The organism is Paraburkholderia pallida, assembly GCF_004524855.1.
Lineage (GTDB): Bacteria > Pseudomonadota > Gammaproteobacteria > Burkholderiales > Burkholderiaceae > Paraburkholderia > Paraburkholderia oxyphila.
This window is the reverse complement of sequence record NZ_CP038148.1, coordinates 2948086-2971093: the sequence shown is the minus strand read 5'-3', so window position 1 is coordinate 2971093 and position 23008 is coordinate 2948086. Positions and strand designations below refer to the sequence as shown.

The following is a 23008-nucleotide window of genomic DNA, read 5'->3' as shown; positions in this document are numbered from 1 at the left end:
ATACTTACAGAAACGTAAGGACGACCTTGCGTCTCATCTTCAAATGGGGACGGCCCCACTTTCCAAGGGGAGCGTTCTCATGGCCTGGATTTATCTCCTGATCGCCGGTGTGCTCGAAGTCGCCTGGGCGACCGGTCTCAAGTCTTCCGAAGGTTTCACGCGGCCCGGCTGGTCGGCCTTCACGCTCGTGACGGCGCTCGGCAGCTTCTGGCTGCTCGCGCTCGCCATGCGCCAGCTGCCGCTCGGCACGGCGTACGCGGTGTGGACCGGCATCGGCGCGGTGGGCGCGTTCATTCTCGGCATCGTCGTGATGGGCGAGGCCGCTAGCGTCGCGCGCGTGGCCAGCGCCGCGCTGATCGTGCTCGGACTCATCGGGCTCAAGCTCTCATCGGGGGCCTGAAGCCTTTTTCCCCCGTGTGGCGCGCCCGCGCAACACGGGTGCGGTGCCGCAGGGAGCGTGGCTATAATGGAACGGTCATTACCCCCAACCCTGATAACACTCCGCGCCCGATAACGCCTGGCACGCATGCCTTTGCGTCGCGCCAGGCCTGATTCGTGGGGAAGCGCGCCGCGCGCGCCTCGCGCGAGGAGGCAGTCATGCTGGAACCCCTTTCGCTTGCCGCAGGCCTGTCCTGGGGCAGCGGTCTGCGTCTCTACCTCACGGTCCTCATGGCCGGTGTGCTGCAACGTCTCGGCTTCATCCATCTACCTGACACGCTGGCGATCCTCGCTTCTCCCTGGGTGATCAGCGTCGCCGCCGCGCTCACGGTGCTCGAATTCCTCGCCGATAAAGTCCCCGCGTTCGATTCGCTCTGGGACGCCGTGCATACCTTCATCCGCATTCCTGCCGGCGCGGTGCTGGCAGCCGGCGCACTCGGCCACGCCGATCCGGCGCTGCTCACCGTCGCGGCGCTCGCCGGCGGCACGCTCGCCGGCACCGCGCATCTGGCCAAGGCCGGCACGCGCGCGCTCATCAATCTCTCGCCCGAGCCGGTGTCGAATGTCGTCACCTCCGGCGCGGAAGACGGTATGACCTTCGTCGGCGTGCTGCTCGCGCTTTTCGCGCCGCTGCTGTTTCTGGTGCTGCTCGCGGCCTTCCTGCTGGTGGCCGCGTGGGCGCTGCCGCGCCTGTGGCGCGGCGTGCAGGGCGGTTTTCGGGGCATGGCGACCCATATGGTGTCGCGTTTCTCGCTGCGGAGCCGTCACGATTGAGCGGCGCCGGGCCTTCCTCGTCTCCATCGAACGCCGCAGCCGGCGGCCATCCCGGCCGCTCAACGGCCACGCCGCCCAGCTCGGGCGGTGAGGCGCCGCGCGGCGGCGCAGGCGCGATTCCACCTGCCGTCGCACGCGCCACGCTCGGCTGGTCCGATCTCGTGCGCCTTGCCGCGCGCATGAGCGCACGCGACTGGCGCGCGGGCGAGCTGACCATGCTGCTGCTGGCGCTCGTGCTGGCCGTGGCGGCGCTCTCGAGCGTGGGATTCCTCGCCGACCGGCTCCAGCGCGGGCTGGAGCGCGACGCACGCGGCATGATTGCCGCCGACTTCATCGTGCGCGCCGATCACCCCGTCGATCCGTCGTTCGCGCGCGAGGCGCAGTCGCTCGCCTTGCATAGCGCGACCACGGCCATCTTTCCGAGCATGGTGAGCGCCGATGCGGCGCCGGGTGCCCCGGACGGCCAGACGCCCACGCGTCTCGCCGCGGTCAAGTCGGTCTCGCCCGGCTATCCGCTGCGCGGCGCGTTGCGCATCGCCTCCGCGCCCGGTGCCCCCGACCACGTGGCGCAGGGCGTTCCGCCGCCCGGCACCGTCTGGGTCGACCAGCAACTGCTCGACGCGCTCAAGGTGCACGTGGGCAGCCAGGTGAGGGTCGGGACGCGCACCTTCACAGTCGGCGCGCTGATCACGCGCGAGCTCGACCGCGGCTTTTCGTTCGTGAACTTCTCGCCGCGCCTGATGCTCAACGCCGCGGATCTGCCGTCCACAGGCCTCACGGGCTACGGCAGCCGCGTGACCTACCGGCTGCTGGTGGCCGGCGCCGATCCCGCCGTCGCGCAGTTCGCCGCGTGGGCGCACGCGCGCGTCGACGGCGGCAAGATGCGCGGCGTCGGTCTCGAATCGCTGCAGGACGGCCAGCCGCAGGTGCGCGAGACGCTCGACCGGGCGCGCCACTTCCTCACGCTCGTCTCGCTGCTCACGGCGCTGCTGGCGGCCGTGGCGATCGCGATGGCCGCGCACCGCTATATGCGCCGGCATCTCGATGGCTGCGCCGCGATGCGTTGCCTCGGCGCGAGCCAGCGCACGCTGCGCGCGCTCTTCGTGCTCGAATTCACGGGCCTCGGGCTCGCGGGCGGCGCGATTGGCGTGGCGCTCGGTTATGCGGGCCATCTCGCGCTGCTCGCGTGGCTCGGCACCCTGATCGAAGTCGTGCTGCCGTACCCCGGGCCGCTACCCGCGCTCGAAGGCCTCGCGGCGGGCCTCGTGCTGCTGCTCGGTTTCGCGTTGCCGCCGCTCTTGCCGCTCACGCGCGTGCCGCCCGTGCGGGTGCTGCGCCGCGAGTGGGGCGACGAGAGCCGCACCGCGTGGGCCGCCTACGCCATCGGCATCGCGCTGTTCGCGGGGCTGCTCGTGCTCGCGGCGGGCGAGCTCAAGCTCGGCGGCATCGTCGCGGGCGGTTTTGCGCTGGGCCTCGTCGTGTTCGCGGCCGTGGCGCGGCTCGCACTCTGGGGCGCCGCACGCGTGGCGCGTAGCCAGCGCAACGGCCTCGAGGCGCGCGCGGGCGTGGGCTGGCGCTACGCGCTCGCGTCACTCGAGCGGCGGCCTGGCGCGAGCGCGCTGCAGATCACCTCGCTCGCGATCGGCCTGATGTGCCTCTTGCTCATCGCGATGACGCGCAACGACCTGATCGAGGGCTGGCGCAAGTCCACGCCGCCCGACGCGCCCAACGAATTCCTCATCGACATCCAGCCCGCCCAGCACGACGCCGTGGCCGCGTGGCTCAAGGCACACGGCATTGCCAGCCCCGATCTCGAGCCGATGGTGCGCGGGCGTCTCGTCACGATCAACGGCAAGCCCGTGGACCCCGCGCACTACAAGAGCGAGGATGCGCGCCGCCTCGTCGATCGCGAGTTCAATCTCTCGTACACGACGCAACTGCCCGACGACAACCGTATCGCGGCGGGCGCGTGGTATGGGGATTCGAGCGCGCCCCAGCTTTCGATCGAGCAGGGGCTCGCGAAGCTGATCGGCGTGAAGCCCGGCGACGTGCTGACCTTCGACGTGACCGGTCTCGAAGTGACGGCGCCGGTGACGAGCGTGCGCAAGCTCGACTGGGGCTCGTTCAAGGTGAACTTCTTCGTGCTGATGCCGCCCGCGCTGCTGCGCGACTTCCCGGCCACCTACATCACGAGCTTCCACTTGCCCGAAACGCAGCGCGCCGTGGTGGACGGGCTCGTCGCGCAGTATCCGAACGTGACCGCCATCGACGTCGGCCCGATCCTCGCGCAGATCCAGCGCATGCTGGAGCAGGTGATCGGCGCGGTGCAGTTCCTGTTTCTCTTCACGCTGGCGGCGGGCGTGCTCGTGCTCTACGCGGCGCTCGCGGGCACGCGCGACGAGCGCATGCGCGAGTCGGCGCTGTTGCGCGCGCTGGGGGCATCGCACGCACAGGTGCGCTCGGTGCAGGTGGCGGAGTTCATCGCCGTGGGCGCGCTCGCGGGGCTGATGGCGGCGCTGGGTGCGCAGATCGTGGGATCGGTGCTCGCTACGCGCGTGTTCAACTTCTATCTCGCCTTCGATCCGTGGCTCGTGCCCGCGGGCATCGCGGTGGGCGTGGCCTGCGCGGGCGTGGGCGGGTGGATCAGCCTGCGGCACGTGCTCGCGCGGCCCGCGCTGCAGTCGTTGCGCGACGCGTAGGGCCGACTGCCGGTGTTGGCAGGGCACAAGTCTTGCCGTCGCGGTTGTTGAGCACACAACGTTTTGGGACGCCCGCAATCTTCACAACGGCTCACGATTCCGGGTCTTTGTACGATTATTCTGATCGCACTGTAGTTCATCGAATAAATCGCGACAAAATTTGATCGAGACATCAGATAAATCTGAATATCGCCCGGCTCGATACCGCTGAGTCAGTAGAATAAATCCACTAAAGCGTTTCAAGCGACGAGATCAATTGCCCTCCAGGCGGCATTGCGTGGCGATGAAAATCCGATGAGTCGATTGTTTGCGCGCTCATCGAATGATTTTCGTGAGCTTTGAAGCGAACGAACCCTGTGTCCATCGAGCTATGAAATTCCAATACTGGCTTTCAGTATGCTTAGTCATGCTTATCGGTTGCGTTTCGACATCGACATGGCCGAGTCCGTCGTCGAACGATGCCGGTAATGCCATGCTGATCCGGCGCGGCGCCTATCTCGCGGTAGCCGCCGACTGTGCGTCTTGTCACCGTGGAGTGGCCGATGCGGCGCCCTATGCGGGCGGGCTTGCGATTGTTTCTCCGCTCGGAAAGATTATTGCGAGCAATATCACGCCTTCCGTGTCCGCTGGCATTGGCGCCTATACGGAAGAAGAATTCAGGCGCGCGCTAAAAGACGGCATCGGCCGGGGCGGCATGCCGCTTTATCCCGCGATGCCCTATACCGCGTACCGGAAGCTGACCGACGACGATATCCACGCGCTCTATGCCTATTTTATGAACGCAGTCCCGCCGGACGATCGAAGGCCGCCGCCAACGCGCCTCGATTTTCCATTCTCGATTCGCTCGTCGATGAGGGTTTGGAACGCGCTTTTTCTCGACGACACACGAGCGGCCAAACCGCTTTCTCCGGAACTCGAGCGCGGCCGATATCTGGTCGACGCGCTTGGCCACTGCTCGGCGTGCCATAGCCCGCGAAACTGGCTGATGGCCGAAGACAACCGCAACCGCTATCTGTCCGGAGGCGCGGTGAATGGCTGGTATGCGCCGAACATCACGTCGGATCCCGAAAGCGGGATCGGGAACTGGACCCAGGCGGAGCTCGTTCAGTACCTGCGAAGCGGCCAGGTTCGGAACAAGGCGCAAGCGGCAGGGCCGATGGCCGAAGCCGTTGAGTACAGCCTGCGCCATCTCGACGAGGCCGATCTGAACGCGATCGCCGCCTATCTCAAGCAGACGCCCGCGATGGGCACGCCGGACGGCGCATCGCCTGCGCAAGCCGCCGATACGGCGCTTGCGCAGGCGGGCGCATCGACCTCGCTTCCCGGCGCGGCGCTCTACGCCAGTGCATGCGCGACTTGCCATCGGTTGGGCGGCCAGGGCGCCTACGACGGCTATTTTCCGTCGCTCACGCGCAATTCCGATGTTGGCGCGGACAAGCCCAACAATCTGATCATGACGATCCTGTACGGCGTCGAGCGCCGCGGCGAGAACGTCACGGTGTGGATGCCGGCGTTTGGCCAGACGCTCGACGACGCTCAGGTCGCCGACCTCGTGAACTACGTCGGCATGCGTTTCGGCCGCCGCCTCACGCACGTCTCGGCTGACGACGTCGCCACGCTGCGCAAAGGCGGTCCGACGCCAGCTATCGCCTGGTTGCCCTACATGATGGCAGCGCTCGGATTGTTGATCGTCATTGCTATTGGGTATTGGCTGGCGCGCGTGCGCGGCCGTCACTCGCGCAAGGATGCGCGACAGCCCGATTGAGGAGGAACCGAAATGGAATTCGTATTGAACGGCAAACCCGTGCGCTTCGACGGCGAGCCAGATACCCCGTTGCTCTGGGTGATACGCGAGCACTTCAAGCTGGCCGGCACCAAGTTCGGCTGCGGCATAGGCGCTTGCGGCGCCTGCACGGTGCACGTCGAAGACGAGGCGGTGCGCTCGTGCTGCTATCCGCTGGCGCTCGTGAAGGGCAAGCGCGTCACGACCATCGAAGGCCTCTCGAAGGACAGCAGCCATCCGGTCCAGCAGGCGTGGATCGCCGAAGATGTGCCGCAATGCGGCTACTGCCCGTCCGGCATGATCATGGCGACCGTCGCGTTGCTCAAGCGGCATCCCAAGCCATCGGACGCCGAGGTCGACGCGAATCTCACGAATCTGTGCCGCTGTGCGACCTATCATCGGATTCGGGCCGCGATACACCGCGCAAGCAACGAAGGCGGAGCGTGACGATGGCCCTCGACCGCAGGCAGTTCCTCAAGGGCGGCGCCCTTGCTATCGGCTCGATGCTCATTCCTGTCGCCCCTTCTGTGCGCGCGGCAATCTTCTCCCAGTCGCTCGAACCGCCCGTCGCGGACGCAGCGGTGAGCGACTGGGTCTGGATCGACCGTGAAGGACGCGTCGTCATTGGCGTCTCGCAGTGTGAAGTGGGGCAGGGCATCTACACGGGGCTGCCGCAAGTGTTGGCTGATGAAATGGACGCGGACTGGGAGCACATCGTCGTGCGTTTCGTGACGGGAAAGGACGCTTACCGGCAACTCGCGGGCGGCGAATCGTTTTCGCAGTTCGTCGCCGCATCCACGTCGATGACGAAGTTCTACGAGCGCATGCGGGTGGCCGGTGCGCAGGCGCGCGAGTTCTTTTTGCAGGCCGGCGCGCTCCATCTGAACGTGCCGGCCCTGCAGTGCAGAACCGAGAAGGGACGTGTGTTCGACAGGATGTCCGGACGCAGCGTCGGCTACGGTGAACTCGTGGCCTACGCGCCGCGCGTTGCGCTGAATCCCAAGCCCGTGCTCAAGAGCGCTGCCGACGCCCGCAATAGCTTGGTGGGCAAATACGTCCACCGTATCGACACGCCTGAAAAAGTGAACGGGACCGCGATCTTCGGCATCGACGTCGAGGTGCCCGGCATGTTGATCGGCGTGCCGTGGATCACGCCATCGCTGACCGGTGTCGTCCTCGACATCAGGAACGAGGCCGAGATTCGCCGTATGCCCGGCATCGTGGACCTCGTGATGACGCGCCATCTGTCCATGCTGAACATGATGGGGATCGACAAGGACCGGCGGCACAACACCGTTATCGTCGTGGCGCAAAGCTATTGGCAGGCGAAGAAGGCGGCGGATCTTCTCGATGTGGAATATGAGCACGGCGACGCCGCCACGGTCGCAAGCGCTGCGATCGACTCGGCCAACCAGGCCGCGCTGGAGCAGAGCCAGTTGGCTCAGGTCGTGAACAGGGGCGGCGCAAGTGGCTTGATCGAGGAGGCACGGGCCGACGCGTCCCGCTTTCATGAGGCCCGCTACGAAGCGCCTTACGTTGCGCACGCATCGATGGAGCCGTGCAATGCCACCAGCCGCTTCCGCGGCAACACGATCGAAACCTGGGGGCCGTTCCAGGGGCAGGACATGGTGCGCACCGCGTTGAGCGGGATCTTCGGGCTGAAGCCCGAGGACGTCGTGGTCAACACGACATTTCTCGGCGGCAGCTTCGGGCGCAAGTATCTGCCCGATGCGGTCATTCACGCGACTTTTGCTTCGAAAGCCGTAGGCAAGCCGGTCAAGGTGATTTATCCACGCGAGATCGACATTCGACACGATTACCTTCGCCCGCCGTGTGTCAGCCACTATCGCGCGGCGCTCGACAGCAAGGGCTATCCCACGGCGATCTGGGCGCGCTACGCCGGTCAGTCGCTGTTCTGGCAAATGCGCCGCGAGACGGTCGAGAAGGCGGGCGGCTGGGACGAAAGCATGGTCGAATGCATGTACGCGCCGGTCTATAAATTTCCCGCGTTGCATGTGGAGGCGGGCATTGTCGAGCAGCCGATTGCGCTGAGCTATTTGCGCGGCGTGGGCAGCGTCGCGAGCGTGTTCTTTCTCGAAAGCTTCATCAATGAACTCAGCGCAAAGGCGGGCATCGACGAACTCGAGTATCGGCGCACGCTGCTCGCGGATTCACCAGAGACTGTGCGCGTGCTCGACGAGACCGCTCGCGCAGCCGGCTGGAATTCGCCAGCGCAGAAGGGGCATTACCGGGGCCTCGCCGTGAATCAATGGGTTGGCCGCAATGATGCGTTCACGAGCTATCTCGCGCTCATCGTCGAGGTGCGGGTGGAATCGGGGCGCGTGCGCGTGGTGCGGGCCGTGTGCGGCATCGATTGCGGCAAAGTCATCAACCCGAATCTCGTGGCCGCGAATGTCGAAGGCGGCATCGGCTTCGCGTTGACCACGGCGCTGCACAGCGCGATCCATTTCGCCGATGGGGCAATCGTCGAGGGCAACTTCAATACCTATCCGCTACTGCGAATCGCGGAAATGCCCAAGGTCGAAGTGGTCATTGTGGCGAGCGAGCGGCCTCCTCAGGGTTGCGGCGAGGTGGCCACAGCGGTCGTCGCTCCGGCGCTTGCGAGCGCGTTGCGCAAAGCGACCGGCACCGCTTTCAGGGCGATGCCGTTTGGGACGAATCTGGGCGCGTCGCTCTGAGTTCGCAAGCGCAACGCACGTTCAGTCCGATATCGTCTTTGCGGGCGGTGCCTGGCCCGCGACGCCTGCGTTGACGATCACCACGCAGGTGAGCCGCTATGTTCAACGGCACCAGGAGTCGGCGACGCTGCTGGTCGCGCGCGCCGATTATCAGCTTTCGACACGCACGAAGGTTTATTTTTCGGTGGGCTACCTGCTCAACGGACAACTGGCCGCGTATCCGGTTGCTTCCGGCGGCACTGTCATGACCGGCGCGAACCAGTTTGGCACGATGCTCGGTTTGCAACAGCGCTTCTAGCCGGCTTTCGCGCTGGTGCAGTGCGCGAGCGCCCGCGAGAAGAGCGGGGCGCATGCGCCTGATCGGCTGTCCGTTGATGTGGCGGGCGTGCCAGCGGCATGATTTTCGGCATATGATGCCGGGGCTCTACTTGCCGATGCCATGACCAACGAATCGACACCCAAGCGCGCTCCACGGCGCACCACCACGCACACGGCGAAGCCGGACGCGGCTTCCGCGCAGACGGGCCAGTCAGCGCCCGAAGCCGCGCCGCTGCGCTTTCTCGACACCTATCTCGCCGCGCTGCTCGCGCGCGCGAGCAGCCTCATTTCTGACGAATTCCACGCCACGCTCGCGCGCAAGAAGATTCCGGTCCTGCAATGGCGCGTGCTTGCCTGCCTCTCCGACGGTTCGCTGCCGATGGGCGATCTTGGCCGCGTGATCCTCGCGAAGCAGCCCACCGTGAGCAAGCTGATCGATCGCATGGAGGCTGCGGGGCTGGTCGAGCGCCAGGAGGATCCGGCGAGCCGCCGCCGCACGCTCGTCGCGCTCACGCCGCGTGGCAGCGAGCTCGCCGCGGATCTCGTGGTGCTCGCACTGGAGCACGAGGCATCGGTGCTGCTGCCATTTGCGCCCGAGACCGCGAAGATCTTTCTCGACGTTCTGCGGCAACTGATCGCGCAGCATTCGAAGTAAGGCGCGCGCCAAAGCGGGCACGCGGGTTTGGTCCATCACATGCGCATCAGAGCGCGAGGCTGCCCGTGCTCGTGCCGCCGCACACGTAAAGCGTCTGCCCCGTGACGAAGCCGTTTTCCGGCGCCGCGAAGAACATCGCGGCGCGCGCGATGTCGTCGGGCTGGCCGAGGCGCCCGACCGGGATGCCGGCGGCGATTTGCGCGACCTTCGGGCTGTTGGCGGGCACGATCTCGTGGAACATCTCGGTCTGGATCGGGCCGGGCGCGATGGCGTTCGCGGTCACGCCGAGCGGCCCGAGCTCGAGCGCCCAGGTGCGCACGAGGCCGAGCATGCCTGCCTTCGTCGCGGAGTAGGCCGTGCGCGTGGCGAGCCCGAGCGCCGCACGCGACGAAACCAGCACGAGACGGCCGAAGCGCTGTGCGCGCATCGCGGGCAGCATCGCCTGCGCGAGCGCAATGGGCGCGGCGAGATGCAGGTTCGTGAGCGCGAGCAGGTCCTCGTGCGCGACGTCGGGCAGCAGCGCAGGGCGGATCGCGCCGGCGTTGTGGATCAGCGTGGTGGGCGCATGGCGCGCGGCGATCTCGGCCGCGGCTTCGCGCGTGGCGGCCGCGTCGCAGAGATCGACCTCGACGGTCGACAGGCGCGCGTGGCTCGGCGCGTCGGCGCGCAGGTCGAGTGAGATCACTTCATAGCCGGCTTCGAGCAGATGCTCGACAATCGCCCGGCCGATGCCGGCATTGCCGCCGGTGACGATGGCTGCGCGGTTCATGGCGTTTTCCTTGGCGAGAGTGTGCGTCATATCAGTCCTGGCGCTTCTTCATGGCGCGCGTGTCGATGCAGCGCGGCGTGCCCGGCAGCGTGCGCGCGAGGTCCTTGAGCGCGGCGCGCTGGACCTTCTGCGTGCCGGTCAGCGGCAGCGCATCGACGAACGCGACATAGCCGGGTGCCTTGAAATAGGCGAGTTGCTCGAGGCAGAGCTGCACGAGCTCGGCGGCGCGCGCGGCGCGTTCGGCTTCGCGCAGCGGCTCGCGTGTAACGACGCAGGCGAGCACTTCGTCGCCGCGCACCGCATCGGGCGTGGCCGCGACGGCCACGTCGGCCACACATGCATGCTTGCGCAGCACGCTCTCGACCTCGACCGCCGAGATGTTCTCGCCGCTGCGGCGAATCACGTTCTTCTTGCGGTCGACGAAATACATCTGGCCGTCGGCGTCCTGCCGGACGATGTCGCCGGTATGGAACCAGCCGCCTTCCCACGCTGCCGCCGTTGCTTCGGGATCCTTGAGATATTCGCGAAAGAAGCCGCGGCGCGGGTTATCGCTGTTTGCACGCACGAGCAGCTCGCCAGGCTCGCCTGCGGGCGCGGGCTGCCCATCGTCGCCGACGATGCGCGCCTGAAGCTCCGCCTCGGGCTTGCCGAAGCACGACATGCCAACGTTGCGCGGCTCGCGGTTGGCGATCACCACGGCGCCCGCGCCGGTTTCGGTCATCGCCCACGCTTCGAGCAGCGGAATGCCGAAGCGCGTTTCGAACGGTGCATGCAGGGTCTTGTCGACGCCTGCGCCGAAGCCGAAGCGCACCGCGTGCTCGCGGTCGTGCGCGCTTTGCGGCGCACCGAGCAACATGGCCGGCATTACGCCGAGATAGTGGATCACGGTCGCGCGCGCGTCACGTACGCTTTCCCACCAGCTGCGCGGATGAAAGCGGTCGAGTGCGACGATGGCGCCGCCCGCGAGGATCATTGCCATGGTCGAGTAGGCCATCGCGTTCATGTGCGTCATCGGCAGTGGCGTGATGAGGCGCTCGACGCCGGGCCGCAGCGTGCACAGGCCACCGATGCGGTTGTACCAGAGGCCCGCGAGCAGGAAGTACTCGTTGGGCAGCACGCAGGCTTTCGGGCGGCCCGTCGTGCCCGAGGTGTAGAGCAGCGCGCATTCGGTATCGGCGTCGGGTGTGTGCGCGCGCGGTGCGGTGGCGGCGTGCGGGATGGCTGTGCCATCGGCATCGCCTGCGCAGATCGCGACGCTGCGTTGTGCGGCCTGCGCGGCCGCGCGCAAATCGGCATGACGTGCTGCGGGCGCGATGGCGAGATCGAGCTCGCTATGGCCCGTGATGTATTCGAGTTCGGCCGCGCGCAGCTCAGTGGAGAGCGGCACAACCGAGACGCCGAGCGCGTTCAGCGCGAGCCAGTGCAGGAAGAACGCGGGGCGGTTCTCGAGCATCAGGCCCGCGCGATGCCCGGACCCGAAGCCCGCGGCACGGTAGCGCGCGGCGAGGGCGTCCACGCGGGCGAGCGCAACGCCGTAGCGCAGCGTTTGCGCGTCGATGCCGTAGATCTGCGCGGTTTCGGGCAGGACAACGAGGAAGTCGTGATCGGGATAACGCGCGGCGCTTGCTGCAAAGGCTCCATACACGGACGGATAAGGCAACGGATCGGGATGGCGTGGTTCGTGGTTCACCGCGTGCCTCACATGAAGAGCTGGACCGACGGCAGCGCCGCGTCGCAATTGAGCAGGTCGATACGCTTTTCGCGGATGCGCAGCGCGCCGCCCTCCTCGACGAGGTGATGGCGCACGACCCCGGTGAAGACCAGTTGCTCGTCGCCGCGCGCTTCGGCGTAGAAGAACGGCGTGCGCACGCGATAGCCATCGGCGCCGGCCGATTCGATCTCAGGGCGTTGCAGCACATGCTGGCAGCGGCTCTCGGGCTGCTGCGAGTAGGCGCGCGGCTGCTTCAGGCGTTCGATGCGCAGCTTGAGCAGCAGGCGGTCCTCGTACATCAGCGAGGCATGATTGAGGCCGTCGCGCTGATCGGGCGCGAGCGGGATCCAGTAGAGGCCGTCTTCGGCGAACAGCTCGTACCACGCGTCGAGCTGTTTCTCGTCGATGAGGCGCGCCTCGCGGTAGACGAAGTCGATCAGCGTCTCACGCAGGGCGGGGTCATGTGTTGCGGTCGTCATTGCTGGGTCCCCTGGAATTATTTCGCCGCTTGCGGCGCCATGTAGCGCGCCCATGCACGGAACTGGTTGCGCATCGAGATCTCGCTCGTGCCATTGACGGTGAGGTCACGCGCCTCGCTTTCGTCGGCGCGATAGTCGCGGTGCAGGCTCACCCATGCGTTGCCGTTCGCCGCGAGCCCTTCCTGGATCGCGCGGTACGCATGCAGGTCGTCGTGGCCCACCACCGACATCGGCGAGTTGATGAGGCGCGAATACGTGAGCGTGCGTTGCAGCAGCACGTCGGGTGCGCCCTTCAGGCGGAAGGTCCACGATTCGATCAGCGTCTTGTCCGGTGCAATCGGGCGCACCACACGAATCGCCTGAATGGCGCCCTTGATCGTGAGGCTCGGGTAGTAGACCGTGTTATGCCGCGCGGTGCCGAGCACTTCTTTCGCCTTTTCTTCGCCCCAGGCGGCGGTGAGCTTTTGCTCGTACTCGGGCAGCGCCGAATAGCTCGAATGGATCGAGAAGTTCACGCCCGTGTAGCTGTGCCCGTTCTCGAACACGCGCACGCCCATGCCGTCGAAGAACCCGTAGTCGGACACGAACGGCACGAACTGCTCGATCGCCATCGGCTTCGGCTCGTCGGCGCCTTTGCCGTCCCAGAGCTTTTTCGCCGTGCCCGCCGACGACTCGTGCGCCACCATCGGATGCATCGTGTCGTTGAGGTTTTCGACAAACATCTTCCAGTTGCAGTTGTGCACGTAGCGCAGGCAGCCGCCTGCGATTTCCAGCTCGCCTTCGGGCGAGCGGTCGGCCATGTTGTCGATGGACGAGAGCGAGTCGCCGAAATACTCGCTGAACGTCGGGCCTTCGTCGGACAGGCGCACGAACACGAAGCCGCGATACGTCTCTACGTTCGCGACGGCGGCGAGGCCTTGCCCCGAGGGACATTCGCTCATGCGCGTGCCTTCGTAGCCGTTCTTCAGCGGAATCGCGAGCGGCTTGCCGTCGGTCTTGTAGGTCCACGCATGGTAAGGACAGCGGAAGAATTTGCCGGTGTTGCCGTTGGGTGCGCTCACGAGCTTCGCGCCCTTGTGCGCGCAGCGGTTCTTCAGCACGCGCACGCTGCCGTCTGCCTGGCGCACCATCACGAGCGGCTCCTTCGCGATATCGACGGTCAGGTAGTCGCCTGCGTTGGGCACCTGGCTCGTGTGGCCGAGATAGACCCAGGTGCGGTGAAAGAGCCGCTCCATCTCGAGGTCGAACACTTCCTGATCCAGATAGACGTCGCGGTGAACCTGATCGGGCTCGACGAGCGCGGCAAGCGCTGCGGCGTCTTCGCGATAGCGGGGCATGGTGGGCTCCTTGGCTGGGGCTGGGTGCGTTGTGTTGCGGGTCGCGCGTTTATGCGTCGGGTTTATGCGTCGCGCCTATGCGTCAATGACGAGGCGCGCCGCGCGGGCGCGCGACACGCAGATATGCATGACCTTCCCCGAGCGCTTTTCCGTCTCGCTCAGGCAATAGTCGCGGTGCTCGACCTCTCCTTCGATCACGCCCACCTGGCACACGCCGCATTCGCCGCGCTTGCAGTCGTAGAGCGGATCGAGGCCGGCGTCGAGCATCGCGTCGAGGATCGTCTGCGCGGGGGCCACGCTGAGCGTCATGCCGGTCTGGCGCAGCTCGACTTCGAACGCGGCGTCGCCGGCCTGGGGCGTTGCGGCCGCGAACAGCTCGGAGCGGATGCGCTCGCGCGGCCAGCCGCGTTGCGTGGCGAGCGCGATGACCGCGTCGATCAGGCCTTGCGGGCCGCACACATAGAGCGGCTGGCCCGGCGTCAGCGTGGCGAACAGGCGCTCGAGGTCGAAGCGGCTGGCCTCGCTCGCTTCGTCGTCGCCGTAGAGATGCAACTGCTCGCCGGCGAGCGCGCGCAGTGCGTCGACGAAGGCGAGTTGCGAGATCGAGCGCCCGGTGTAGTGCAAGCCGTAGCGGCACCCGCGCGCGGCGAGCGCGGCGGCCATCGAGGCGATTGGCGTGATGCCGATGCCGCCTGCGATCAGCACGGCGTTGGCGCCCGCATCACCGTGCTCGAGCGCGAACGCGTTCACGGGCGGCGCGATGCGCAGCGTGTTGCCCGCGCGCACCTGCGAGTGCATCCACAGCGAGCCGCCCGCGCCCGCGTCCTCGCGGCGCACGGCGATCAGGTAGTGATCGGGCGCGCGCTCGCACGCGGCGCAGGCGTCGGACGCGAGATTGACGAGCGAATAGGCGCGCCACTCGTCGCTGCCTTCGCCCACCTGGACGCGGATATGCGCGCCCGCGGCGAAGCCGGGCAGCGCGCGGCCGTCGGGCGCGCGCAGGCGGAACGAGGTGATGTGCGAGCTGAGCGGCTCCACGGACTCGACGATGACGTCGAACGCATCGGTGACGGGCGCGGCGCTCATTTCGAGGCTCCTTGTGCGCAAGCGCGGCAGCGGGCAGTTCGGGGTGTCATGAAAGTGGTCATGCGGTGTCTCCTGAGCGGTCCACGAAGCCGTGGCGGCCGCCGTGTGCGGCTCGCGTGGCGAGGTGGCGCTACGTGTTTCGATCGTCGGGACTGGCGCGTCGCGAAAGCGGTCTGCGCGTAAACCCTTTAGATTCGAAAATATGAAAATTCATGTGTTTTATTGGATAATGAAAAAAACCGGCTGTCAAGGCGGGCGCTCCCGAGGCGAAGCAGTGCGACGCGTCGGACAACGTGGAGACGGCGGGCAACCGCGGAGGAGTCGAGGCAAGATGAACAGGGACAGGATGCGCACGGCGGCATGCCGCGCGAGGAGGGGACATGCAATCTGATTTCGACGGCGCGGCCGTGGTCTGCGGCGTGGAGGTGCCCTACCGCCGCCAGGCGCCGGAGCACACGACCGGCGACCTGCTCGCACAGGCGTTTGCACTGGCGCTCGCGCAATCGGGGTTCGATGCGCGTGAGGTGGATGGGCTCGGCGTGGCGTCGTTCACGCTCGCGCCCGATCACGCGATCGACATGGCCTGGCGGCTGGGCATCAGCCCGCGCTGGTGCATGGACGACTGCCACGGCGGCGCGAGCGCGATCAACCTGTTGCAGCACGCGATTCGCGCGGTGCAGCACGGCGATGCCTCGGTCATCGTCCTGCTGTCCGGCGACCGCTTCGAGGCCGCCGACTTCCGGCAACTGGTCGAGCACTACAACCTCACGACGCGCACGTATCTGCGGCCGCTCGAGAACGGCGGACCGAACAGCCTCTTCGCGATGCTCACGCAGCGCCACGCGCGGCGCCACGGGCTGGACGCGCGCGACTACGGCGCGTTGTGCGTGGCGCAGCGCGAGTGGGCCGGGCTCAATCCGGGCGCGGTGTACCGCACGCCGCTCACGCTCGAGGACTATCTCGCGGCGCCGCGCGTGGCCGACCCGCTCGGGCGCTTCGATTGCGTGCCCGTGGTGTGCGGCGCGAACGCCGTCGTGGTGGCGCGCGCGGATCTCGTGAAAACGCAGGCGCGTGCGCCGCTCCACGTGCGCGCGCTGCAATGCCGCTACAACCCCGATCATCAAGCGGGCGACGGCCTGGAGACCGGCCTCGCCGCGCTTGCCGAGCCGCTCTGGACGCAGGCCGGAGCCACGCCCGCCGACATCGACGTGATCTCGGTCTACGACGACTATCCGGTGATGACGCTGATCCAGCTCGCCGATCTGGGCTTCGCGCCCGACGGCGATCTGCGCGCGCTGATTGCGCGCATCGCGTCGCGCGAATTGCCGGTGAACACCTCGGGCGGTCAGCTTTCGGCAGGGCAGGCGGGCGCGGCGGCCGGCATGCACGGGCTCGTGGAAGCGATCCGCCAGTTGCAGGGCGAGGCGGGCGCGCGTCAGGTGGACGAGGCGCGGCTCGCGCTCGTGAGCGGCTATGGCATGGTGCAGTATCGCTACGGCATGTGTGCGAATGCCGTCGTGCTCGAGAGGAGGCCAGCATGAGCGAGACGGCTCTGGCGATTCAGCGCTGCAATGCCTGCGGCGAGGCCGTGTTTCCGGCGCGGTACCGCTGCCCGCGCTGCGGCGCGGCGCACTGGTCGAGCGAACCCGCGGCCGGTGGCACCGTGGAGGAATGCACGGTGGTGCGGCATCGCGTGGGAGCGGAGGGCGCGGGCGACGTGTACCTCGTCAGCGTGCGCACGCAGGCGGGACCGGTGGTGATCGCGCGCAGCGAAACGGCGCTGCGTGTGGGCGACCCGGTGGCGCTCGCCATCGACGACGCCATGCGGGTGTGGGCGCGAGTGCGCTAGACGCCCGTGGCGCGCATGGCGCGGGAAAGGGCAGCGCGCGCGGCGTCTGCGCCGCCGTGCGAAAATGCAGCTTTCCCCGGCAAGGCGCCACGCGTCTTGCCGCCTGAGTTTTTGTAGCGATTGAACCGTATGACCGATCCAGCCGACGAAGCGCCGCAGCAGCCCACGGCCTTCGAACTCGTCGGCGGCGAGGCGCGCGTGCGCGAGCTCGTCGACCGCTTCTATGACCTGATGGACCTCGAGCCCGAGTTTGCCGGCATCCGCGCGATGCACCCGCAGACGCTCGACGGCTCGCGCGACAAGCTGTTCTGGTTCCTGTGCGGCTGGCTCGGCGGCCCGGACCACTACATCGAGCGCTTCGGCCATCCGCGCCTGCGCGCGCGTCACCTGCCGTTCGCTATCGCGTCATCCGAGCGCGACCAGTGGCTGCGCTGCATGGCCTGGGCGATGGACGACGTCGGGCTGCCCGAGGCGCTGCGCGAGCACCTGCTGAATTCGTTCTTCGATACGGCGGACTGGATGCGCAATCGTCCGGGCTGATGCAGGGCCTGAGCAGCGATTGAACCGATTGTTCCGGTAAAAGCGCTGGTACAGTCCGGTGGTGCCGCGCGCACAGTCTGCATTTTGGGCCGGTGCGTGCGTCGCCATAATGCAGGATTCGGGACCCAAGCGAGGATCAGATCACCATGACGACATCTCCCACCCGTGCACTCTTTCGCGAAGACGCCTATCTCACGCAGTGCGACGCCACGGTGATCGCCATAGGCGAGGACGGCGTGCGGCTCGACCAGACCGTGTTCTACCCGCTCGGCGGCGGCCAGGCCGGCGACACCGGCGCACTCGTGCTCGCCGACGGCACGCGCATCGAGATCGCCGACACGCGCAAGGCCAAGTTCGAAGGCGCGACGCCCGACGACGCGCTGCACGTCCCCGCGCCCGGCCAGGAGGCGCTGCTCGCGCGCCTCGTTGCCGGCGAGCGCGTGCGCGCGGAGATCGACTGGGCCCGCCGTCATCGGCACATGCGCCTGCACACGGCGAGCCATCTGATGTGCGCGGTGCTGCCCTACGCGGTGGACGGCTGCAGCATCACGACGGACTACGCGCGTCTGGATTTCGCGACCGTCGAGCCGATCGAGCGCGAAATGGTCGAGGCGCGTCTGGCCGAGCTGGTGGCGGGGGCGCATCCCGTCGCCACCGAATGGATCACCGACGACGAAATGCTGCAGCGCCCCGAGCTCGTGCGCACGATGAGCGTGAAGCCGCCGATGGGGCTCGGGCGCGTGCGCCTCTTGCGCATCGAGAGCATCGATCTGCAGCCGTGCGGCGGGACGCACGTGCGCAATACCGAAGAAATCGGCCGGTTGCGTGTGGCGAAGCTCGAGAAGAAGAGTGCACGCACGCGCCGGCTCGTGCTGGAACTGGCCGAATGAGCGTCGCGCCGAACCCCGCCCACGTTCACGAGGCGCTCGATCCGCGCGCCCGCGAGGTGCTCGACTTTTGGTTCGGTGTGCCAGGTTCGGAAGCGTTCGGCCGTGAGCGCAAGATGTGGTTCCGCAAGAACAAGGCGTTTGACACGTCCTTGCGCGAGCGCTTCGGTGCGTTGCTCGACGCCGCGCGCTCAGGCGAACTCGATGCGTGGAGCGGCACGCCCGAAGGCGCGTTGGCCCTCGTGATCCTGCTCGACCAGTTCTCGCGTAATTGCCATCGTGGCACGCCGCACGCGTTTTCGGCGGACGACAAGGCGCTTGGCATCGCGCGCGCGATGGTGGCGAGCGGCGCCGATCTGCGCCTGCCGAGCCTCCAGCATCGCGTGTTCGCCTATCTGCCGTTCGAGCATGCGGAATCGGCCGATGCGCAGCGCGAGTCGCTGCGGCTCTTCGGCGAGCTTGCGAAGGATCCGGAAGCCAAGGGGTACTACGATTACGCGCTGCGCCACGCCGCCGTCATCGAGCGCTTCGGGCGCTTCCCGCACCGCAACGCGCAGCTTGGCCGCCCGAGCAGCGACGCCGAAGCCGCATTCCTGCGCGAGCCGGGCTCGTCGTTCTAGCGAAAACGCGCCGTGACGCGGCGCGCCGCGCGGTTTTCGCAACTGCCCGGCGTTTTTCCCGGCGCTCGCTCAGCGCCCTCCGCTCACATCGAGCAGGGCGCCCGTCACGTACGATGCCGCATCGCTCAAGAGCCACACGATCGTCTGTGCCACTTCGTCGGCGCTGCCCGGGCGTCCGAGCGGCGTTTGCGCGCCGAGCACGGCCGCGCGCTCGGGCCGGCCGCCGCTCGCGTGGATCTCCGTGTCGATGAGTCCTGGCCGCACCGCGTTCACGCGCACGCCCTGCGGGCCGAGCTCCTTGGCGAGACCGATCGTCATCGTGTCGATGGCGCCCTTGGAAGCCGCGTAGTCGACGTACTCGTTGGGCGAGCCGAGCCGCGAGGCCGCCGACGACACATTGACGATCGCACCGCCATCGCCGCCACGGTCCTTCGACATGCGCCGCGCCGCTTCGCGCGCGCACAGGAAGGCGCCGTAGACGTTCACGTCGAACATGCGTTTGAGGCGCTCGGCGTCCATGTCCGCGACGCGCGACGAGGGCGCCACGATGCCGGCGTTGTTCACGAGCGCATCGATGCGTCCGTACGCCGATTCGAGCGTGTCGAACATCGCGAGCACATCGGCTTCGCTGGCCACGTCGCCGCGCAGCACGCGTGCGTGGCCGCCCGCGCGGCCGACCTCGGCCGCGGTTTCTTCGGCAGCTGGTTCGTTATGCAGATAATTCACGCCCACGGTCCAGCCGTGCGCGCCGAGCAGCTGCGCGCACGCGCGGCCGATGCCGCGGCTCGCGCCGGTGATGAGAACGACCTTGCCCATCTGTGTGTCACCTCCTGTCGACGGGACCGGGTGCTTCAGGTGCCGGCCGGAGTGTTGCCTCCGAGCCTCGGCGGAACACCGGGCCCCACGCAAAGCTTCTGGACGCGCGCCTCGCGAAGCGAAGGGCGCGCAGCCGCAGAGTCACCCGGGCTCAAACGTTCTCGCGCAGATCCGCCCACTTGTCCTTGGCGGGCGCGTGGTAGCGCTTGAGCTTGCCGATCAGCGCGGCGGGATCGCTATCGATCTGCAGCAGATCGAGATAGGCCTGGCGCATGAAGCCTTCGCTCACGGTGTGCTCGAGCAGCGCGATCAGCGGGTTGTAGAAGCTGTCGATATTGAGCACGCCCACCGGCTTGTGGTGATAGCCGAGCTGCGCCCACGTGTAGACCTCGAACAGCTCTTCGAGCGTGCCCACGCCGCCAGGCATCGCGACGAAGGCATCGGAGAGATCGGCCATCATCTTCTTGCGCTGGTGCATGTCGGGCACGACGTGCAGCTCCGTGAGGCCGTTGTGGCCCACTTCCTTGTCCACCAGCAGCTCGGGAATCACGCCGATCGCGCGGCCGCCATGCGCCATCACGGTGTCGGCGATCACGCCCATCAGGCCCACCTTGCCGCCGCCGTAGACGAGCGCGAGGTTGGCATCGACGAGCGCGCGGCCGAACGCCTGCGCCGCCTCGTTGTAGACCGGTCGGGCTCCCATCGAGGAGCCGCAATATACGCAGACTGCTTTCATTCGCATCAATCCTTGTTGTCCTTCGCGCTCGCGCCCCCCGTCGTGCCCTCGCGCGGCGGCAGGTAGTCGTAGAACTCGCGCTTTTCGAGCTTGCCCGAGACGAGGTCGTCGAACAGCTGGCGCGCGCGCCCGCGCAGATAAGGCGCCATCAGCGAGACGATCTGCACGCTCACCTGGTGCAGCTCTTCCTGGATCGCTTCCTGGTCGTTGTACTTGCGCGGATTCATCACGAACTGGTACGAGAGCCAGTAGGTCGCAATCACGCCGATATTGGTCGAGATCACGTGGATCTCGGCGGGCGTGGCGACCATCTCGCCGTCTTCCACGAGCTGCTCGCAGAACTGCTTCGCGAAGTGCACCTTGTGGCTGATGATCTGCTTGAAGTGCATCTCGAGCGTGCGGTTGCGCGCGAGCAAGTCGTTCAGGTCGCGATAGAGGAAGCGGTAGCGCCACGTGAAATCGACCATGTACTGCAGATACGCCCACATCTCGTCGATGGTGGCGCGATGGTCGTCCGGGAAGCGCAGACGCTTTTCGATCTCCTGCTCGAACTGGCTGAAGATGCTGTTGATGATGTCGTCTTTGTTGCGGAAGTGGTAGTACAGGTTGCCTGGACTGATCTCCATTTCCTCGGCGATGGTCGTCGTCGTGACGTTGGGCTCGCCGATCTCGTTGAACAGCTTCAACGACAGCTCAAGAATCCGTTCGCGTGTACGGCGGGGAGGTTTGGAATCCATGTCGTCCGGCCTTGGAGGTGCGGCGTCGGGCCTGCAACGCTGCCGCATCTGCGAAGCGCCGCCGGCCCGGACGCGGGTGGTCGTTTTTTAAGACTGTCGTTCGATTATAAACCGACGATCCCGGCGCCAAGCCAGCCTGTCTGGAACGCAGGGTATGAGCGCTGCGAGGCGCGTCCCCTGGCGTTGGCGGGAGGCCTGGGGCTCAGCGCAGGCCGAGCCAGTGCAGCAGGGCGGGGCCGAAGCGCGGCACGAGGATCAAGCCCCATGCCATCACGCAGGTGAGGAGGGCGACCGTCACCGCGGCACTGCCGAGATCCTTGGCGCGGCCCGAAAGCTCGTTGCGCTCCAGACCGATGCGGTCGACGGCGTTTTCGATGCTCGAATTGAGCAGCTCGACGATCAGCACCAGCATGACCGAGCCCAGCAGCAGCACGCGCTCGACCGGTTCGACCGGCACGAACACGCCGATGGGCACGAGGATGGCCGCGAGCGTGAGCTCCTGGCGAAACGCACTTTCTTCGCGGATGGCGACGCGAAAACCCTTGATCGAATATTTGAGCGCGTTCCAGGCGCGCATGATGCCGCGGTTGCCCTTGTAGGGGTTGAACGGCAGCGGGGCCAGCGGATCGTCCGGGCCGAGCGGCTCGTGCAGATGCGCGGGTTCCGGCGGCTCGGGCGGTCCGGGCTGCTGCTGGGGCACGCTGGCGCTCGTGCGCGGCGCGTTCGCGGCGGCGCCCGCATGCACGGGCGCCGCGCCGCCGTGTGCGCTCTGGCGTGCATCGGGGCGAGCGGGTTGCGGCGCGTCGCTATCGCGCGGCGCTGCGGACGCTTTGGAGGGTGACGAAGGACGTGGGGCCATAACAATCGGAGTCGATGCCGCAGTATCGCATGCGTCCTGCCCCACTGCGCGGGGCGTGGCTGCAAGCGATACTGCGGCATCGCCGTTGTCTTCGTCTTCGGTGCCGGGAGCGGGGGTGGGGCGTGTCATCGGCTTCGTTGCTGGCCGCAGGCCGCGCTCAGGCGGTTGCGCCCGATTCCTGCATCGTCGTGTGCGCGCGCGGCTTCAGGTGCGACGCGAACTGCTCGGACGCGGCCGTCCACGAGAAGCGCTCGGCCCATGCGCGCGCCGTGCCGCGGTCGATCTTGAGCGCCTCGAGACAGGCTTCGCGCAGGTCCTCGTTCATCGCGCCGGCGCCGCCCGCGCCGAGCACGTCGATCGGACCCGTGACGGGGTAGGCGGCCACCGGCGTGCCGCAGGCAAGCGCCTCGAGCAGCACGAGGCCGAACGTGTCGGTGCGGCTCGGGAACACGAACACGTCTGCGGCGGCGTAGACCTTGGCGAGCTCGGGCTGGCTCAGCACGCCCAGATAATTGGCCTGGGGGTAGCGCGACTTGAGCTCGGCGAGCGCGGGGCCTTCGCCGCAGACCCACTTCGAGCCCGGCAGATCGAGCTTGAGGAAGGCTTCGACGTTCTTCTCCACGGCAACGCGCCCCACGTAGAGGAAGATCGGGCGCGCGGTGTTGAGCACCTTCGACTCCATCGGCTCGAAGATCTCGAGATCGACGCCGCGCGTCCACAGCACGACGTTCGTGAAGCCGAACTTCTCGAGGTCGGTCTTCACGACGGGCGTGGGCGCCATCACCGCGAGCGAAGGCTTGTGGAACCAGCGCAGGAAGCGGTAGGTGGCCGAGAGCGGAATGCCGAAGCGCGCCTGCACGTATTCGGGAAAGCGCGTGTGATAGGCGGTCGTGAACGGCAGGTCGTGGTCGATCGCGTAGCGGCGCGCGGCGAGCCCGAGCGGGCCTTCGGTGGCGATATGGATCGCGTCGGGGCGGAAGGCGTTGATGCGCGTGTGCAGATGGCGCTTCGGAAACAGCGAGAGCTTGATTTCCGGGTAGGTCGGGCACGGTATGGTGCGGAACTCGAGCGGCGTGAGCAGTTCGACCTGATGCCCGAGCGCGATGAGCTCGCGCGTCGTGTTCTTCAGCGTTCGTACCACGCCATTGACTTGCGGCTCCCATGCATCGGTCACGATCATGACTTTCATCGGTCGTCGGCCCTCGGGTTTGGTGTG

At 67.2% G+C, this 23008-nt stretch carries 23 protein-coding genes; 13 read left to right on the top strand and 10 right to left on the bottom strand.

Annotated elements, in window-relative coordinates; all coding sequences use genetic code 11:
- The first annotated feature begins 79 nt into the window (after positions 1 to 79).
- From sugE to E1956_RS13440, 8 genes are all read left to right on the top strand, one after another.
- Entirely contained in the window at positions 80 to 400 is a 321-nt protein-coding gene (sugE, locus tag E1956_RS13475) for a quaternary ammonium compound efflux SMR transporter SugE (RefSeq protein ID WP_134749581.1), read from the top strand.
- Between the two features lie 197 nt (positions 401 to 597).
- Entirely contained in the window at positions 598 to 1212 is a 615-nt protein-coding gene (locus E1956_RS13470; protein ID WP_134749579.1) for a DUF4126 domain-containing protein, read from the top strand.
- A 179-nt stretch (positions 1213 to 1391) separates the two neighbouring features.
- Positions 1392 to 3911, top strand: a complete 2520-nt coding sequence (locus E1956_RS13465; RefSeq protein ID WP_134750613.1) for an ABC transporter permease — start codon at positions 1392 to 1394, stop codon at positions 3909 to 3911.
- A gap of 472 nt (positions 3912 to 4383) precedes the next feature.
- A complete protein-coding gene (locus E1956_RS13460) occupies positions 4384 to 5676 on the top strand; it encodes a cytochrome c (protein WP_232071151.1) in 1293 nt (430 codons plus the stop codon).
- Positions 5677 to 5688: 12 nt separating this feature from the next.
- Positions 5689 to 6141 (top strand): (2Fe-2S)-binding protein, encoded by a 453-nt coding sequence (locus E1956_RS13455; protein ID WP_134749575.1) that lies wholly within the window; start codon positions 5689 to 5691, stop codon positions 6139 to 6141.
- 2 nt (positions 6142 to 6143) lie between these two features.
- Entirely contained in the window at positions 6144 to 8393 is a 2250-nt protein-coding gene (locus E1956_RS13450; RefSeq protein ID WP_134749573.1) for a xanthine dehydrogenase family protein molybdopterin-binding subunit, read from the top strand.
- A gap of 70 nt (positions 8394 to 8463) precedes the next feature.
- Positions 8464 to 8691 carry a hypothetical protein gene (locus tag E1956_RS13445; protein ID WP_134749571.1) on the top strand — a complete coding sequence of 76 codons (228 nt, stop codon included), beginning with the start codon at positions 8464 to 8466 and terminating at the stop codon, positions 8689 to 8691.
- A gap of 141 nt (positions 8692 to 8832) precedes the next feature.
- Positions 8833 to 9366 (top strand): MarR family winged helix-turn-helix transcriptional regulator, encoded by a 534-nt coding sequence (locus E1956_RS13440; protein WP_134749569.1) that lies wholly within the window; start codon positions 8833 to 8835, stop codon positions 9364 to 9366.
- Between the two features lie 46 nt (positions 9367 to 9412).
- Here the strand turns inward: E1956_RS13440 and E1956_RS13435 are convergent, their stop codons facing one another.
- The 5 genes from E1956_RS13435 to E1956_RS13415 all read right to left on the bottom strand — a co-directional run bounded on the left by E1956_RS13435 (position 9413) and on the right by E1956_RS13415 (position 14748).
- The gene (locus E1956_RS13435) at positions 9413 to 10135 is read right to left on the bottom strand and encodes an SDR family NAD(P)-dependent oxidoreductase (protein WP_134749567.1); all 723 of its coding nucleotides are present in this window, start codon (positions 10133 to 10135) and stop codon (positions 9413 to 9415) included.
- 31 nt (positions 10136 to 10166) lie between these two features.
- Positions 10167 to 11795 carry an AMP-binding protein gene (locus E1956_RS13430; protein ID WP_134750611.1) on the bottom strand — a complete coding sequence of 543 codons (1629 nt, stop codon included), beginning with the start codon at positions 11793 to 11795 and terminating at the stop codon, positions 10167 to 10169.
- A gap of 38 nt (positions 11796 to 11833) precedes the next feature.
- Positions 11834 to 12325, bottom strand: coding sequence for an aromatic-ring-hydroxylating dioxygenase subunit beta (locus tag E1956_RS13425; protein ID WP_134749565.1), 492 nt, complete (start codon positions 12323 to 12325; stop codon positions 11834 to 11836).
- Between the two features lie 17 nt (positions 12326 to 12342).
- A complete protein-coding gene (locus E1956_RS13420; RefSeq protein ID WP_134749563.1) occupies positions 12343 to 13662 on the bottom strand; it encodes an aromatic ring-hydroxylating dioxygenase subunit alpha in 1320 nt (439 codons plus the stop codon).
- Between the two features lie 75 nt (positions 13663 to 13737).
- Positions 13738 to 14748 carry a PDR/VanB family oxidoreductase gene (locus E1956_RS13415; RefSeq protein ID WP_134749561.1) on the bottom strand — a complete coding sequence of 337 codons (1011 nt, stop codon included), beginning with the start codon at positions 14746 to 14748 and terminating at the stop codon, positions 13738 to 13740.
- Positions 14749 to 15128: 380 nt separating this feature from the next.
- Here E1956_RS13415 and E1956_RS13410 point away from each other — a divergent pair, with 380 nt between their 5' ends.
- The 5 genes from E1956_RS13410 (at position 15129) to E1956_RS13390 (ending at position 18644) form a co-directional block, all read left to right on the top strand.
- A complete protein-coding gene (locus E1956_RS13410) occupies positions 15129 to 16289 on the top strand; it encodes a thiolase family protein (RefSeq protein WP_134749559.1) in 1161 nt (386 codons plus the stop codon).
- Positions 16286 to 16597 carry a Zn-ribbon domain-containing OB-fold protein gene (locus E1956_RS13405; RefSeq protein ID WP_134749557.1) on the top strand — a complete coding sequence of 104 codons (312 nt, stop codon included), beginning with the start codon at positions 16286 to 16288 and terminating at the stop codon, positions 16595 to 16597. Before E1956_RS13410 ends, E1956_RS13405 begins: the two co-directional genes overlap by 4 nt.
- A gap of 129 nt (positions 16598 to 16726) precedes the next feature.
- Complete coding sequence (locus E1956_RS13400; protein ID WP_134749555.1) at positions 16727 to 17137, top strand: group II truncated hemoglobin; 411 nt, start codon at positions 16727 to 16729, stop codon at positions 17135 to 17137.
- A gap of 146 nt (positions 17138 to 17283) precedes the next feature.
- On the top strand, positions 17284 to 18027 hold the full coding sequence (locus E1956_RS13395; RefSeq protein ID WP_134749553.1) for an alanyl-tRNA editing protein: 744 nt from the start codon (positions 17284 to 17286) through the stop codon (positions 18025 to 18027).
- Positions 18024 to 18644, top strand: a complete 621-nt coding sequence (locus E1956_RS13390; RefSeq protein ID WP_134749551.1) for a DUF924 family protein — start codon at positions 18024 to 18026, stop codon at positions 18642 to 18644. Before E1956_RS13395 ends, E1956_RS13390 begins: the two co-directional genes overlap by 4 nt.
- 69 nt (positions 18645 to 18713) lie before the next feature.
- Here E1956_RS13390 and E1956_RS13385 read toward each other — a convergent pair whose 3' ends face one another.
- The 5 genes from E1956_RS13385 to E1956_RS13365 all read right to left on the bottom strand — a co-directional run bounded on the left by E1956_RS13385 (position 18714) and on the right by E1956_RS13365 (position 22981).
- Positions 18714 to 19460: an SDR family oxidoreductase gene (locus E1956_RS13385; protein ID WP_134749549.1), complete on the bottom strand. Its 747-nt coding sequence runs from the start codon at positions 19458 to 19460 to the stop codon at positions 18714 to 18716.
- A gap of 151 nt (positions 19461 to 19611) precedes the next feature.
- Positions 19612 to 20196 (bottom strand): LOG family protein, encoded by a 585-nt coding sequence (locus E1956_RS13380; protein WP_134749547.1) that lies wholly within the window; start codon positions 20194 to 20196, stop codon positions 19612 to 19614.
- 5 nt (positions 20197 to 20201) lie between these two features.
- A complete protein-coding gene (locus tag E1956_RS13375) occupies positions 20202 to 20933 on the bottom strand; it encodes a TetR/AcrR family transcriptional regulator (protein ID WP_134749545.1) in 732 nt (243 codons plus the stop codon).
- 202 nt (positions 20934 to 21135) lie between these two features.
- Positions 21136 to 21792, bottom strand: coding sequence for a diacylglycerol kinase (locus E1956_RS13370; protein WP_134749543.1), 657 nt, complete (start codon positions 21790 to 21792; stop codon positions 21136 to 21138).
- 157 nt (positions 21793 to 21949) lie between these two features.
- Positions 21950 to 22981 carry a glycosyltransferase family 4 protein gene (locus E1956_RS13365; protein WP_134749541.1) on the bottom strand — a complete coding sequence of 344 codons (1032 nt, stop codon included), beginning with the start codon at positions 22979 to 22981 and terminating at the stop codon, positions 21950 to 21952.
- Positions 22982 to 23008 lie beyond the last annotated feature (27 nt).

What these genes read in the sequence shown, in the direction of transcription:
- E1956_RS13455 (WP_134749575.1), top strand. Translation starts at nt 5,689, where the DNA reads ATGGAATTCGTATTGAACGGCAAACCCGTGCGCTTCGACGGCGAGCCA.
- E1956_RS13365 (WP_134749541.1), bottom strand. Translation starts at nt 22,981, where the DNA reads ATGAAAGTCATGATCGTGACCGATGCATGGGAGCCGCAAGTCAATGGC.
- E1956_RS13375 (WP_134749545.1), bottom strand. Translation starts at nt 20,933, where the DNA reads ATGGATTCCAAACCTCCCCGCCGTACACGCGAACGGATTCTTGAGCTG.
- sugE (WP_134749581.1), top strand. Translation starts at nt 80, where the DNA reads ATGGCCTGGATTTATCTCCTGATCGCCGGTGTGCTCGAAGTCGCCTGG.
- E1956_RS13390 (WP_134749551.1), top strand. Translation starts at nt 18,024, where the DNA reads ATGAGCGTCGCGCCGAACCCCGCCCACGTTCACGAGGCGCTCGATCCG.
- E1956_RS13425 (WP_134749565.1), bottom strand. Translation starts at nt 12,325, where the DNA reads ATGACGACCGCAACACATGACCCCGCCCTGCGTGAGACGCTGATCGAC.
- E1956_RS13450 (WP_134749573.1), top strand. Translation starts at nt 6,144, where the DNA reads ATGGCCCTCGACCGCAGGCAGTTCCTCAAGGGCGGCGCCCTTGCTATC.
- E1956_RS13370 (WP_134749543.1), bottom strand. Translation starts at nt 21,792, where the DNA reads ATGGCCCCACGTCCTTCGTCACCCTCCAAAGCGTCCGCAGCGCCGCGC.
- E1956_RS13440 (WP_134749569.1), top strand. Translation starts at nt 8,833, where the DNA reads ATGACCAACGAATCGACACCCAAGCGCGCTCCACGGCGCACCACCACG.
- E1956_RS13470 (WP_134749579.1), top strand. Translation starts at nt 598, where the DNA reads ATGCTGGAACCCCTTTCGCTTGCCGCAGGCCTGTCCTGGGGCAGCGGT.
- E1956_RS13380 (WP_134749547.1), bottom strand. Translation starts at nt 20,196, where the DNA reads ATGAAAGCAGTCTGCGTATATTGCGGCTCCTCGATGGGAGCCCGACCG.
- E1956_RS13415 (WP_134749561.1), bottom strand. Translation starts at nt 14,748, where the DNA reads ATGAGCGCCGCGCCCGTCACCGATGCGTTCGACGTCATCGTCGAGTCC.
- E1956_RS13395 (WP_134749553.1), top strand. Translation starts at nt 17,284, where the DNA reads ATGACGACATCTCCCACCCGTGCACTCTTTCGCGAAGACGCCTATCTC.
- E1956_RS13465 (WP_134750613.1), top strand. Translation starts at nt 1,392, where the DNA reads ATGAGCGCACGCGACTGGCGCGCGGGCGAGCTGACCATGCTGCTGCTG.
- E1956_RS13405 (WP_134749557.1), top strand. Translation starts at nt 16,286, where the DNA reads ATGAGCGAGACGGCTCTGGCGATTCAGCGCTGCAATGCCTGCGGCGAG.
- E1956_RS13420 (WP_134749563.1), bottom strand. Translation starts at nt 13,662, where the DNA reads ATGCCCCGCTATCGCGAAGACGCCGCAGCGCTTGCCGCGCTCGTCGAG.
- E1956_RS13435 (WP_134749567.1), bottom strand. Translation starts at nt 10,135, where the DNA reads ATGAACCGCGCAGCCATCGTCACCGGCGGCAATGCCGGCATCGGCCGG.
- E1956_RS13385 (WP_134749549.1), bottom strand. Translation starts at nt 19,460, where the DNA reads ATGGGCAAGGTCGTTCTCATCACCGGCGCGAGCCGCGGCATCGGCCGC.
- E1956_RS13400 (WP_134749555.1), top strand. Translation starts at nt 16,727, where the DNA reads ATGACCGATCCAGCCGACGAAGCGCCGCAGCAGCCCACGGCCTTCGAA.
- E1956_RS13410 (WP_134749559.1), top strand. Translation starts at nt 15,129, where the DNA reads ATGCAATCTGATTTCGACGGCGCGGCCGTGGTCTGCGGCGTGGAGGTG.
- E1956_RS13460 (WP_232071151.1), top strand. Translation starts at nt 4,384, where the DNA reads ATGCTGATCCGGCGCGGCGCCTATCTCGCGGTAGCCGCCGACTGTGCG.